11 protein-coding genes are annotated in these 12,478 nt (G+C 46.7%); 5 read left to right on the forward strand and 6 right to left on the reverse strand.

What is annotated here, in order from left to right:
• Positions 1-158: 158 nt before the first annotated feature.
• A complete protein-coding gene (locus tag PMG25_RS19610; RefSeq protein WP_283768586.1) occupies positions 159-1,073 on the reverse strand; it encodes a phosphatidate cytidylyltransferase in 915 nt (304 codons plus the stop codon).
• A gap of 184 nt (positions 1,074-1,257) precedes the next feature.
• Here PMG25_RS19610 and PMG25_RS19615 point away from each other — a divergent pair, with 184 nt between their 5' ends.
• The 5 genes from PMG25_RS19615 (at position 1,258) to PMG25_RS19635 (ending at position 5,574) form a co-directional block, all read left to right on the forward strand.
• Positions 1,258-1,746: a hydrogenase maturation protease gene (locus PMG25_RS19615; protein ID WP_283768587.1), complete on the forward strand. Its 489-nt coding sequence runs from the start codon at positions 1,258-1,260 to the stop codon at positions 1,744-1,746.
• 38 nt (positions 1,747-1,784) lie between these two features.
• Positions 1,785-2,126, forward strand: coding sequence for a hydrogenase maturation nickel metallochaperone HypA (gene hypA, locus PMG25_RS19620; protein ID WP_283768588.1), 342 nt, complete (start codon positions 1,785-1,787; stop codon positions 2,124-2,126).
• Between the two features lie 4 nt (positions 2,127-2,130).
• Positions 2,131-2,943: a hydrogenase nickel incorporation protein HypB gene (hypB, locus tag PMG25_RS19625; protein WP_283768589.1), complete on the forward strand. Its 813-nt coding sequence runs from the start codon at positions 2,131-2,133 to the stop codon at positions 2,941-2,943.
• Positions 2,944-2,993: 50 nt separating this feature from the next.
• Positions 2,994-3,608 carry a CP12 domain-containing protein gene (locus tag PMG25_RS19630; protein ID WP_283768590.1) on the forward strand — a complete coding sequence of 205 codons (615 nt, stop codon included), beginning with the start codon at positions 2,994-2,996 and terminating at the stop codon, positions 3,606-3,608.
• 391 nt (positions 3,609-3,999) lie between these two features.
• Complete coding sequence (locus PMG25_RS19635) at positions 4,000-5,574, forward strand: cation:proton antiporter (protein ID WP_283768591.1); 1,575 nt, start codon at positions 4,000-4,002, stop codon at positions 5,572-5,574.
• 3 nt (positions 5,575-5,577) lie between these two features.
• Here PMG25_RS19635 and PMG25_RS19640 read toward each other — a convergent pair whose 3' ends face one another.
• The 5 genes from PMG25_RS19640 to PMG25_RS19660 all read right to left on the reverse strand — a co-directional run bounded on the left by PMG25_RS19640 (position 5,578) and on the right by PMG25_RS19660 (position 12,128).
• Positions 5,578-6,126: a hypothetical protein gene (locus tag PMG25_RS19640; RefSeq protein ID WP_283768592.1), complete on the reverse strand. Its 549-nt coding sequence runs from the start codon at positions 6,124-6,126 to the stop codon at positions 5,578-5,580.
• Positions 6,123-7,244 carry a hybrid sensor histidine kinase/response regulator gene (locus PMG25_RS19645; protein ID WP_283768593.1) on the reverse strand — a complete coding sequence of 374 codons (1,122 nt, stop codon included), beginning with the start codon at positions 7,242-7,244 and terminating at the stop codon, positions 6,123-6,125. The genes PMG25_RS19640 and PMG25_RS19645 overlap by 4 nt, the downstream gene beginning before the upstream one ends.
• Entirely contained in the window at positions 7,234-10,761 is a 3,528-nt protein-coding gene (locus PMG25_RS19650; RefSeq protein ID WP_283768594.1) for a PAS domain S-box protein, read from the reverse strand. Before PMG25_RS19650 ends, PMG25_RS19645 begins: the two co-directional genes overlap by 11 nt.
• A 10-nt stretch (positions 10,762-10,771) precedes the next feature.
• The gene (locus PMG25_RS19655) at positions 10,772-11,299 is read right to left on the reverse strand and encodes a hypothetical protein (protein WP_283768595.1); all 528 of its coding nucleotides are present in this window, start codon (positions 11,297-11,299) and stop codon (positions 10,772-10,774) included.
• Between the two features lie 115 nt (positions 11,300-11,414).
• Complete coding sequence (locus PMG25_RS19660) at positions 11,415-12,128, reverse strand: precorrin-2 C(20)-methyltransferase (RefSeq protein ID WP_283768596.1); 714 nt, start codon at positions 12,126-12,128, stop codon at positions 11,415-11,417.
• Positions 12,129-12,478 lie beyond the last annotated feature (350 nt).

Raw genomic sequence — 12,478 nt, forward strand, 5'->3', positions numbered from 1 at the left:
TATTCCCTATTCCCTAGCGCGTTCATGTCCGCGAAGCGGAAAGCGCTATATCAAGGGATTGGAGGAGTGCGGGCATCTTGCTCGCTTGTCTTTTCCGATTACCGATTACCGATTACCGATTCATAGCGGTTTAATCGAACTTGATTGGATTGCGCCTTCTAACTTCCGGAAGACAACAAAGGTAAAACCAAAGTCACGAAATAGTACACTAAAGGCGCGGTAAATACATAACTATCGGCTCGATCCAGGATGCCGCCATGACCGGGGATCAACTTTCCAGAATCTTTAATTCCGGCATCCCGTTTCATCATGGACTCGGTTAAATCTCCCAGCAAACTGGCGATCCCAATCATCAAGCCCAAGGTTAACCCGGTAAATTCCCAGTAGGGCCAATGGAGATAATAGGCTCCAGCGCTGGCGACGATAATACTGCCAATTACGCCACAAACTGCGCCTTCAACGGTTTTCTTCGGGCTGATTTCCGAGAGTCGAGTGCGTCCCCATAGTTTACCAAAGGCATAAGCACCAATATCCGTAGCCCAGATACAAACAAAGGATAACAGGGTTAATTTAAAGCCCATGGGCAGATCTGGCCAAGCGGGCCAATGATTCGGAAGGGCTAAACTCCATTGCAAACTCGATCCTTCGCCAATCGATCGCAATCTGACCCAATAACTGGGCAAATAGGCACAATAGAATAAGCCTAAAATAGAAGCAGCAATATCGGCGATCGTGGCTAACTTGGGTTGAAAGAGTAAATAAAAACAAATCAATGTACCCGCCACCGGTACAACCGCATCGGCTAAAGAGGACGAAATGGTACAGATGACTAACAAAATCTGGGTGATTACGACCGTCGTTTTAGCCGCCGGGAGAATGCCCTTGGCCCGCACCATTTCAAAGTATTCCCATTGACCCAGATAAACGATAATCCCGAATCCGAGGGTAAAATACCAGCCCCCTAAGAATGTGACCGATAGGGCAATGGGAATGGCCACTAAACCCGTGATGACACGAGTCCAAGGGAATGCCGAATTGGGGCGTTGAGGAGATAATAAAGAGTTTCCGGACATTAGTGAGGTTAAGAAGATTTAAGAAATCCTTTAGGACATTATAATCTATACCTTGGTAAGGGTATAGGCAAAATAGGGTCTAGTTAGCGTCTAGTGATAGTCCAAGCCCAATAGAATACAATGACGACCAGACGGAGAAGATCCTGATTAAGACGATAATTGATCCCATACCGGTTTAATTTCCATGAGTTCCCCATCCTCCCATCCCCTGGTCTCCCCCTCTCCCTCCTCTAGGGTGCTAGTCATTGGTTATGGTAATCTCTTGCGCGGTGATGATGGCATTGGGCAAACGGTAGCGATGAGGGTGGAGGAGTGGGAGTTACCCGCAGTGCGATCGCGCCCTGTCCATCAGCTTATGCCAGAACTGGCCCAAGAATTATCGGAAGTGCAGTTAGCCATTTTTGTTGATGCTGCCCTATCAGGAGAGGAGGTAACCCGATCCCCCCTTGAACCGGCCCCAGAACAAGGCTTACCCTGGGGACATTCCCTCAGTCCTACTCGTTTACTGGCTCTGTGCCAATGGTTGTATCAAGCTGTGCCCCAAGCTTGGCTGATTAGCGTACCTGGTGTAGACTTTTCCGATAGCGATCGCCTCTCTCCCCTCGCAAAAGAGCGCGTTAACATTGCCCTCAACCACATCACCCACCTGATCCAAAATCATCACAATTTTTAATTTTTTTTTAATTTTTAATGTTTATTTTTTAATTGACTATGCACGAAGTTAGTATCATGGAACAAACCCTAGAAATTGCTCTCAACCATGCTCACCAGCAGGGGGCAAGCCAAATTCATCGGATAAAACTTAAAGTGGGGGAACTCTCTGGAGTGGTTCCAGAAGCTTTAAAGTTTGCGTTTGATGTCGTCACTCAAAATACTATTGCCCAGAGTGCTACACTAGAGGTCGAAACCATACCGGTTGAATGTTACTGTTCCCATTGTCAGGAAAACTTCTATCCCAGTGACCTGATTCATCTGTGTCCCCACTGTGGACAACTCAGCCGGGAAGTTCGTCAAGGGAAAGAATTAGAGTTAGCATCCTTGGAGGTTTCTTAAATCCATGTGTACTGATTGTGGTTGTGCCGTAACCCCTGGAAAAGTTGAAATTCATAGCCATTCTCATCACTCTCACGATCATCCCCATGATCGTGGGCACGATCACCACCATCATCACGATCATCACGGCGATCGTGCCCATACCCATACCCTACCGGTTCACGAAGCCATTTTAGCCAAAAATGACCGCCTCGCCGAACGCAACCGGGGCTATTTTTTAGCCAAAGGGCTGTTAGTTTTGAATGTGCTTTCTTCTCCAGGTTCGGGTAAAACGACCCTGATTCAACGCACCCTCTCGGATCTCGGAGAGAGGCTCCCCGCAGGGGTGATCGTAGGAGATTTAGCCACCGATAATGATGCCCAACGATTGCGGGAAACTGGCGCACCCGTCGTGCAAATCACCACGGGTAGTATCTGCCATTTGGAATCGGATATGATTGCCCAGGCGATCACTGAAATTCCCCTTGACAAATTGCAGCTTTTGATCATAGAAAATGTCGGCAATTTAGTCTGTCCTGCTGCCTACGATCTCGGCGAAACCCTGCGCGTAGCCATGCTTTCCACCACAGAAGGAGAAGATAAACCCCTCAAATATCCCACCCTGTTTAAGAGTGCTGATGTCATTCTGCTCAACAAAATTGATATTGCTGAAGTTGTCGGATTCGATCGGGAAGTTGCCCTGAAAAATATTCAGCAAGTCGCCCCCCAAGCCCAAATTTTTGAAGTCTCTGCCCGCAGTGGTTTTGGCCTCGAACAGTGGTATGGTTATTTAGAGGAACAATTTAAGCAAATTGCGCCTGAATTGGTACATCCATGACCTTCAATCTTAACCGGATTATAAACTAAGAGTTGAAAGAGGAACAAGCCATGTTAAAAGCATCAGATATCATGACCAAAGACGTGGTGATGATAGGCGGTTTAGCCACTGTAGAAGAAGCGGTTAAACTCATGCGCTCAAAAGGGATTCGTTCCCTAATTGTTAAGCGCCGTCACGACCAAGATAGCTACGGAATTGTAACGGAAAGTGACGTAGTTTATAAAGTCACTGCCTATGGAACTGACCCCAAAGCCGTTCGGGTTTATGAGATTATGACCAAACCCTGTGTGGTGATTAATCCCGATTTAGGCGTTGAATATGTAGCCCGTTTATTTGCGAATTTAGGACTGCATCGTGCCCCCGTGATCAGTGGCGAAGTGTTGGGCATTATTTCGATTACCGATATTCTGAATAAGGGTGATTTCCTGGAAAAACCGAAAGCGCTCACCCTGCAAGAAGAGATTGAAAAGGCGATTGCTGAAGCTCGTAAAACTTGCCAAGATAAAGGCCCAAACTCTCCTGAATGTGCTGTTGCTTGGGAAATTGTGGAAGAGTTAGAAGCAGAAGCGGCTCACCAGCAAGCCAAGAAGATCACCAAAACTAAGTTTGAAGAATACTGTGACGAACACCCTGATGCGATAGAAGCGCGGATGTACGACACCTAAAATGGGGGTGGGTAATAGGTAATAGGAAAACCATTTTTTGCTCAGAAGCCCCCTTTGATGAGGGTTGATCGCGTTTGCTAACAGGTAGCAAGCAGCTAAGTAGCGTCCCTATTTGCCTATTGCCTAGTTGGTGGGGGTGGTGCGTTGCGGCGATGTCAATATTTTTCGTGACAACCCATGATTGATCGATGCCGCAACACACCCTACCGGGGGCGACTACCGGGGGCGACACCATAATGGGTAGGGTGTGTTATGCGGCCAGAAAATGTGAATGGTTATAAATCAATGATATTTCCGCATAACGCACCGTCCACGGAACGCTCTAGCAAACGGCTCAAGGTTCGGATACAATTAAGCCTGATTTAAGCCAAAGCCTGTGGAGTAACTGACCATGCTGATAGCGACTGTAGCAGAAGAACAGGGAGCGATCGCCGCTAACCTCCAGCAATTTCTCCTTGTCCTCTCCGTTTCCCTCAGCGTTGCCACCTTACCCCAAATCGTTCCTTGGTTGCGTCAGATTCCCTACACCCTGCTGCTGGTGATTGTGGGACTCGGACTCGCTCTTGTGGATGTGCGTCTGGTCAATCTTTCCCCGGAGCTGATTCTCTCCATTTTCCTCCCGCCCCTGCTCTTTGAAGCCGCTTGGAATCTAAAATGGTCAGGACTCAAACAAAATATTGTTCCCATTGGCCTGTTTGCCATCCTTGGTGTAGGTATTTCCGTGGTGGGTATTGGTCTGGGAGTCAATCAACTCACCGGCTTACCCTTAGCCACGGCTCTTTTATTAGGGGCAAGTCTCTCGGCAACTGACCCCGTTTCCGTCGTGGCTCTGTTCCGAGAATTGGGCGCACCTAAACGCCTCAGTGTGGTAATGGAAGGGGAAAGTTTATTTAACGATGGAGTAGCCGTCGTTGCCTTTAGTTTGCTCGTTGGTATTCCCCTAGGTGTAGAAGAATTTAATCTACAAGCGAGTATTGTTCAGTTTGTGGTGTTTGTCGGTTTAGGGTTAGGCATTGGTGGGTTAATTGGCTTTGGTATTTCCTATCTCACCCAGCGCTTTGATCTCCCCTTAGTCGAACAATCTTTAACTCTGATTTCTGCCTACGGAACCTATATTCTAATCGAAGAAGTGGGAGGATCAGGAGTTATTGGTGTGGTGACTGTGGGCTTAATTTTAGGTAACTTTGGCTCCCGCATTGGTATGAATCCCCGAACTCGCGTGATTGTGAGTGAGTTTTGGGAATTTTTGGCCTTTTTCGTCAATTCGATTGTGTTTTTGCTGATTGGCGATCAGATGCAATTGTCGAGTCTGATCGAAAATTTTGACGAAATTCTGATTACCATTGGGGCGATGATTATTACGCGGGCGATCGCCATTTATGGCTTAGGAACCTTGAGTAACTGGATTACTCCAGTCGATATCAATTGGAAAGAACAAACCGTCCTCTGGTGGGGTGGCTTGCGCGGCTCCGTTTCCATCGCCCTAGCTCTCAGTTTACCCATTGCCCTAGAAGGGCGCGATCAAATCAGTGCCACCGTGTTTGGTGTGGTTCTCTTTACGCTCTTGGTGCAAGGCTTAACGATTAAACCCCTCTTACAAGGCTTAAATCTCCTCGGTGATGAACCCCTAAGACGGAAATATTTAGAAGCAGTCGCTCGCCGAGTTGCGCTCAATCGAGTCATGGAAACCCTGAAATCCGGTAAACAACGACCGGAAATTGAGCCAGAATACTATCGTTATCAAGCCGCACTGGTGCAAGGAGAATTAGAACAGTTAGAGACTCAAATTCAAGAGCTACGGCAACAACATCCTGAAACCAGGGAATATGCCATTGAACAATTGCGGGAGGAGCTATTGGCGATCGAAGCGGATACTTATGCCGAGTTTATCAAAGCCGGACAACTTAATTATGAGCTTTCCCCCTACCTGGTGGATGTGTTCCAAGATAAGGGAGATGGGGAGTAAGTATTACCGGGCTGGATAAAACCGTTGATCTCGGCCTAAATGCCATCCTTGTAGTTTACCCGATCGCCACTGTTGGAAAACTTCGGCTGTCGATAGTCCCAACTTTTCCGCTAAAATTTCCGGCAGTACCCCTTGCAGTTGGGGTCGGGGTAAAAGTGTCGCTTCCCGTTGACTATTTTGCACTTGTAGCAGTTGAGTTTCGATCGCTTGGGCATACTCTTGAGATTGAGTCAGGGCTTGGCGTAACATCTCGATTTGGGTTTCCTGTTGAATCAGGATTTGGCGCACTTGAGTCAGTTCTGTTTGCAGCTCTTGTTGATGTTCTTCTAGGGACTCTAGACTCTGTTGATAGTGACTTAACTCTTGCTGGAGTAAGGATTTTTGCCGATCGCTAATTTCCAGAGCCTGATGTAAATAATCATTTTCTCGTTGGATAAAATGATCTTTCTCTTCAGACTCGGCGCGACTAGACTCCACCAGCAGTTGGTCGAGTTTGGCCTCTATCTGTGCAATTTTCTCTTCTAGATTGAATTGAGGGTTATTATTATTCATTGAACGGGTAAAGTAAACCAAAAACTGGTCCCTTCATGTAAGAGACTATCTACGCCGATTTCGCCACCATGGGCATGAATAATTTGGGAACATAAATATAATCCTAATCCTAACCCAGTTTTGCGTTTTTCCCGATCGCCCCTCGTGTAGGGTTGAAACAGGGTTTCGCATTGCTGGGGAGTCATCCCTGTACCATTATCGCTCACAGTACAACGGACAACATCCCCCTCTACTGTAGCGGTGAGGGTCAGGGTTAAGCCAGGGGGATTATGCTTGAGGGCGTTAGCGAACAAGTTTTCAAATACCCGCCACAGTTGCTGGCGATCGCCATTAATCAGAGGTAAATTAGGCGGTATGCAATCCTCTAAACGGGCCTGATTTTGGTTTAACACCGGTTCCCAATCTGCTGCTAACTGATCGCTTAAGTCAGGTAAAGACAAGGGTTGACAGTGGAGAGATACCCCCCAAATCTCGCTGTGCTGGGTTTCCAACAAAGAATTAATTAAGTTTAATTGGCGATCGCAACTATCCGCCATTCGTTCTACCATCGATCGCGTCAGGGTAAACGAATCCCGTTTCAACAAATTCTTAAACACCATTAACATCCCCGTCACCGGATTTCGCAAATCATGGGAAACAGCATGTAACAACACTTTTAAACCCGCTTCCGCCTTTTGCCGTTCCACAATTTCCGCTTGCAACTGAGTATTTTGCGCCTCTAACTGCTGTTTCAAGTGATGAATCTGTAAATGATTGGCAACCCTCGCCAACACCTCCGGCCCTTGAAAAGGCTTAGTAATATAATCGACTCCCCCCACATTAAACGCCCGCACTTTATCCACCGTCTCATCTAAGGCACTAATAAAAATCACCGGTATATCTTGGGTGCGAGCATCCGCTTTCAGGATCTGACAAACCTGATAACCATCCATTTCCGGCATCCGAATATCTAATAAAATTAAATCCGGTTTTACCATCTCAATAGCTTTCAGTGCCCCTTTAGCGTCTAGGGACTTACGCACTTTATACCCTTTTTCCGTGAGCATGGAGGATAACAAACGCAAATTATCGGGGGTATCGTCCACAATTAATAAATCGGCTAGAACCTTACTGTTCATCAGTTAATTCTACTAAAGTATTAAAACGGAAATGATGCACTAAATCAGACAGAGTATGAATCAAATGCTGATGATGGGTCGGAATTTTGCCAATAAGCTGTTGAATGGTTTCATCATCTCCACTTAAAGCCGATTGATGAACAGCCTCGATCCACTCCAATGGCATTATTTTAAGCTGATCGGGCGTAAGGGTAAATGGTTCCGAGGTATCGTTTGGGGGTAAAGGTTCCTCATAGATATACTCTAGATCTAAATGTTTGGCTAGGCTATTCCAGATGGTTTCTTCCTGAAAGGGTTTGGCAATAAAATCATCACATCCGGCAGCAAAGACTAAATCTCGTTTTTGGGAAAAGGCGCTGGCAGTCAGGGCAATAATGATGGTTTTATGAGGTGGAGAGACTTGAGCTTCTAATTCCCGAATTTTTCGAGTTGCTTCGTATCCATCCATACCTGACATGCGGATGTCCATCCAGATGACATGGGGATGATGCTGTTGCCAAAGGGCGATCGCCTCTTCTCCCGTTGCAGCTTGGGCGATCTCGAATTCTAGAGGTTGTAATAGGCGCACCAATAACAGTCTATTTTCCGGGATATCATCGACAATCAGCATCCGATATTGGGGTTGGCCGGGAGCTAAACCAATGACCCGATTTTGCATCATCATAGGCTCTACTGCCTCGACATTCGCGAGGGTTGTTTGAATTTGAAAGCGAAAACAACTGCCTTGACCCAGGATGCTTGCAACTTCAATATTCCCCCCCATAAGTTGGACAAATTTTTGACTAATCGAAAGCCCTAATCCCGTTCCTTGATGCGATCGCCGTCCGGACTCGGTTTGTACAAAGGGATTAAACAATTGGTCTAATTCATCTTCAGCAATACCAATTCCAGTATCTTCCACAGCAAAGGTTAAGCAAATTTGGGGATCTTGCCGCACCTGAGAGACTCGTAATCTCACGGTTCCTTTTTCAGTAAATTTAATCGCATTGCCCAACAGATTAATCAAGACTTGGCGCAGTTTTTGTTCATCGGTCTGAATATATTGCACTAAATCCGGGGGGCGATCGAAGGTTAAGGTTAAGCCTTTAGCATTGGCCCGGATATGCAACATTCCTTCTAAAGTTTGTAATAATTGCTCTAGATCGAAAGCACTGGGTTGAAACGTAATCCGACCGGCTTCAATTTTGGACATTTCCAAAATATCATTAATCAACTCTAGTAAATGTTCGCCACTGCGGTTAATAATATTCAGTTCCGAAGCTCCAGCCGCAAATTTAGGGTCATTGGCCATTAATTGACTAAATCCCAAAATTGCATTCAGGGGCGTGCGTAATTCATGGCTCATATTGGCTAAAAATTCACTCTTAGCGCGGTTCGCCATTTCTGCCGCTTCTTTAGCTTGTTGCAGGGCAGTTTCTGCCTGTTTGCGGGCGCTAATATCTTCAGAAATACAGAGTAAATGGGTTGCCTCTCCTTGCCGGTTATAGAGAGGCAATTTGAGAGTTCTGAGGAGAAGTTTACCCCGTGTGAGAGATTGAAAAGAATGTTCGCTAATCTCTAAAAGTTTCCCTTTTTGTACGGCTTGTAAGTCATGGGAGCTGCATTGAGCGGCTTGTTTTAAGGGATAGATTTGGGCATCGGTTTTACCAATCACCCGATCGCTGCCTAAACCAAAAATGTTTTCGCTGGCTTGATTCCAAATCAGATATCGGAAATCCTGGGTAATATCCTTGGTATAAATAGCCAGGGGAATATGATCGATGATGCTATCGAGAAAGTGTTGCGATCGCAGCAATTCTTCCTCTAGGTGTTTGCGATCGGTAATATCAGTGGTCACCGAAAGTAAGCAGGGTTCCCCATTCACCGTAATCACATCGGAGGAGAGCAGCGCCACCCGATATTCTCCGGCCTTGGTGCGATAGGTAAATTCATAGTTTTTAACTTGCTTCTTTTGCTGAATGAGGTGAAACAACTGCATCCGTTCTTCCACGTGAACCCAGAGGTTCAGCTCTAAAGCTGTGCGACCGATCACTTCTTGATTGCTGTACCCAGTTAACTTGAGGAAACTGTCACTGACTTCCAGATGTTTGCCATCGGCTAAACGAGTAATGGTGATCGGGTGGGGAGTGCGACGAAAGGCTTTGGAGAATTTTTCTTCTGATTCTCGTAAGGCGATTTCCACGGTTTGCCTCTCGCGGATCTCTTGTTCGAGTTCTTCCGTTCTGGCTTGGATTTTTGCTTCTAAAGAGCGAGAATAGGTTTGCAGTTGGCGATGGGAGCGCTTAAGCTGATAGCGCATCCGCTCAAAGGCCAAAGCCAAAGTCCCCAAGGCATCGGTGCGATAGTACCAAGGAGCCGCCGTGCGATCCCAGTTGCCTTCAGAAAGGGCGATCGCCACTTGGGAGAGTTGGCGAATGGGTCGGACAATATAACGACTGGTGAGCCAACCCATCCCTGTAGCAGCGATCGCGGCCATCAAACCCATTATGATGGTGAGGTTGCGTCCTTGGTGAATCTCTTCCATCAAACTCTCTTTAGGCACAAGGATTGCCATCAGCCAATTTAAGTCTTGACGATCGCTCAGGGGAGTTAGATGCAGAATGTAGGGGGTATTCAGGAGCCTCATGTGCAGATCCGTGGGTTCTTGCAGTAGAAGGTGCTGGTCTAAATAGGCTTTGAGGTAGTCCCCAGCCTGATGGATGAGTGTATCGGTTGACCCCAGGGAGGTGAGGTCAGGTACAACGATCCCCTCTGTAGGGTCAAGAATCAGGATCTGGCTGTCTAGGCGATGATTGAAAGTTTGGATAAACTGCTGAAGTTTCGAGATCCAGATGGAGGTGGAAAAGACACCAATCAGGGTTTGGTTTGCGTCATAGATGGGTAAGACGGCATCTAGGCTCATTTCACCCGTGCTGGAAAGATAGGGGGCTGTCCAAGGCTGAGTAGAATCCCTATCGAGGATGGCGTTGCGAGTGGCTTCTTGATACCAAGAAGATTGACGGGGGTCAGGGTTAGGAAGCGATCGCAACAATGCTCCGCGCTGTCCTCGATCCACCGAATAAATATGCAGTTGACCGTTTGTTTCTGAAGAGGCGATCGCCAGTTCTAAGAGGTCAGGATTATCCCTTCGAGAACGTAGGGCAACCCATTCCCCTTCTGGATTCGCAAATCGAATCTCACTCACACTCGGCAATAACTGGAGTTGTTCCTGAAATTTTTGGCTTAACTGCTCAAAGTTGTTGGGATTGAGTTGTCCGTTGGTAATGGCGTTCGCATTGAGGTGATTAATGCGATCGGGAATCGAAAGAGTATTTACCAGATAATTATCTAGATGGGCACTCATTTCTGCTTGTAAGTCACTGGCCACATTCTCGACGGCTGCTTGCCCATGGTACAACGACAAATATCCGGTTAAGCCAACTGCCATCACAATTTGCAGGACAAAAGGCACAATTAAGGCCACTGCCAAGGGTACGGTTTGGAGAAGTTGATGAAACCGTTGCTGAACGCGAAGCATGTTCCAGGGTTTAAGAAGGAGAACTCGAATATTGACTTAAGACTTCTTTCGAGCGCCGTACCATGTGTTCTGGCCCTTCAATCATCAGTAAATATCGCCCCTGTAGCAGGTGATGGCGATAGATACTAGAGGTATTGCCTTCACCAAACAAGCCAATCAGTGCCCCCACGAGACTCCCGCACAGGGCACTCATGAGTCCGGCTGATAGAATGACTAAGACCCATTGGAGAGGATCAAAATTGGGGAGTTCCAGCTTTAAGATCCATAGGAGTATGGCAGCGATCGCACTCCCGGCAAAGGCTGAGAGTAACCCCAGTCGATAGGCCTTAGCGAAAATAATTTTCATGGGTTTATAGAGTCCAACCCATTCGGGAGGATTAAAGTCTCGCCCGACAATGGCTAAGTATTCGGGGGAAACACCCTGGCTATAGAGTAATCGGTAAGCAGCAAATGCTGACGTAGCATCAGGAAGTACGGCGATCGCCAAATGGGGACGGCGCTTGAATTTGGGTTTATGACCAGATAGATTAGGGGACATTATGCAACATGCCTAAGAGAGTGCCACTCTGCTCTTTTTAGATTAACCGACATTATGCAACCTGCCCATATCAATCAGAATTTGTCTTAATAAAGAGTAAAGCTGTGTCAGGGCACTAGGATGAATTACCGATGATCATCAGTACCGAGAAATAGGAAAGGGAAAGGTGGGGAAATTGTTCTAAATTAGAATAGATTTTCTGGTTCGGTTGGGTGGCTCGTTCGACAATGTAAGCCTGTGGGAGCAAATTTCGCTGTTTCAGAAATTGCCACACTTGCCCATAAACAGAACTCACTTTCATTAAGACCACCACTTCAGAAGAGTTTAAGGCTTGTTCCAGGCGATCGATATGGTAGAGAGCAGGTAAAATAGTTAACCGTTGATTCCGAACCGTTAGAGGAAGTCCGAGAACGGCTGCGGCTGCCATGGGTGAGGCAATGCCAGGAATCGCTTCTATGGGGACTTGGGGATGATGTTGGTTGAGGATTTGAGCCAGATAGTTGAAGGTGCTATAGAAACTGATATCCCCTTCACAGGCAAAGGCCACATCTTGCCCTTGATTTAAGTAGTGCCAGACCGTTTCAGCCGCCTCAGTCCAGGCTTGGTGCAGAAGGCTTTCATCCTGTACATAGGGAAACGTAAGAGAGAGTTGGATGTGTTCGGGTTTGAGCCAGGGTTGGATGATGGTTTCGGCTATACCAGGTTGGTTGTTGAGTCCGGCGGGAAAGGCTACAACGGGAGCGTTTTGCAGTTGCCGCCATCCTTTGAGGGTAATTAATTCGGGATCGCCTGTACCAATCCCAATGCCGTAAAGAGTTCCGAGTTGCACCAATAGAGATTAATAATGTAGACAAATATTAAGAATGACTTTATTGTAACTGAAGTTGCACAGATACCGATTCTTGCCCCCTAGCGCGTTGATCGGTGGTACCCATGGCTGGGTGATGGGTCAAGGATTGACATACAGAAAATCATCCAGTCAGTTCACCCGATAAGATGAGGTCAATTGATGTTTTTTCAGCAAGACTATAGACAAAGACTGTTGATTTTGTGACCTATGTGTATTCATCCGTCCATGCTTCTGGAAGAAAGACAGTTAACTTATACGACTTTGAGTGAGATTTTATATTTGCTCGATGATATTAAGCGAACTACCGATCCGGAGCGATTAAAAGAGCT

Origin of the sequence: Roseofilum capinflatum BLCC-M114 (assembly GCF_030068505.1) — a bacterium.
Classification (GTDB): Bacteria; Cyanobacteriota; Cyanobacteriia; order Cyanobacteriales; family Desertifilaceae; genus Roseofilum; species Roseofilum capinflatum.

Bases quoted from the DNA above. Each gene is read 5' to 3' on its own strand.
- hypB (WP_283768589.1), top strand. From the start codon at position 2,131: ATGTGTACTGATTGTGGTTGTGCCGTAACCCCTGGAAAAGTTGAAATT.
- PMG25_RS19630 (WP_283768590.1), top strand. From the start codon at position 2,994: ATGTTAAAAGCATCAGATATCATGACCAAAGACGTGGTGATGATAGGC.
- PMG25_RS19610 (WP_283768586.1), bottom strand. From the start codon at position 1,073: ATGTCCGGAAACTCTTTATTATCTCCTCAACGCCCCAATTCGGCATTC.
- PMG25_RS19645 (WP_283768593.1), bottom strand. From the start codon at position 7,244: ATGAACAGTAAGGTTCTAGCCGATTTATTAATTGTGGACGATACCCCC.
- PMG25_RS19655 (WP_283768595.1), bottom strand. From the start codon at position 11,299: ATGTCCCCTAATCTATCTGGTCATAAACCCAAATTCAAGCGCCGTCCC.
- PMG25_RS19615 (WP_283768587.1), top strand. From the start codon at position 1,258: ATGAGTTCCCCATCCTCCCATCCCCTGGTCTCCCCCTCTCCCTCCTCT.
- PMG25_RS19650 (WP_283768594.1), bottom strand. From the start codon at position 10,761: ATGCTTCGCGTTCAGCAACGGTTTCATCAACTTCTCCAAACCGTACCC.
- hypA (WP_283768588.1), top strand. From the start codon at position 1,785: ATGCACGAAGTTAGTATCATGGAACAAACCCTAGAAATTGCTCTCAAC.
- PMG25_RS19635 (WP_283768591.1), top strand. From the start codon at position 4,000: ATGCTGATAGCGACTGTAGCAGAAGAACAGGGAGCGATCGCCGCTAAC.
- PMG25_RS19640 (WP_283768592.1), bottom strand. From the start codon at position 6,126: ATGAATAATAATAACCCTCAATTCAATCTAGAAGAGAAAATTGCACAG.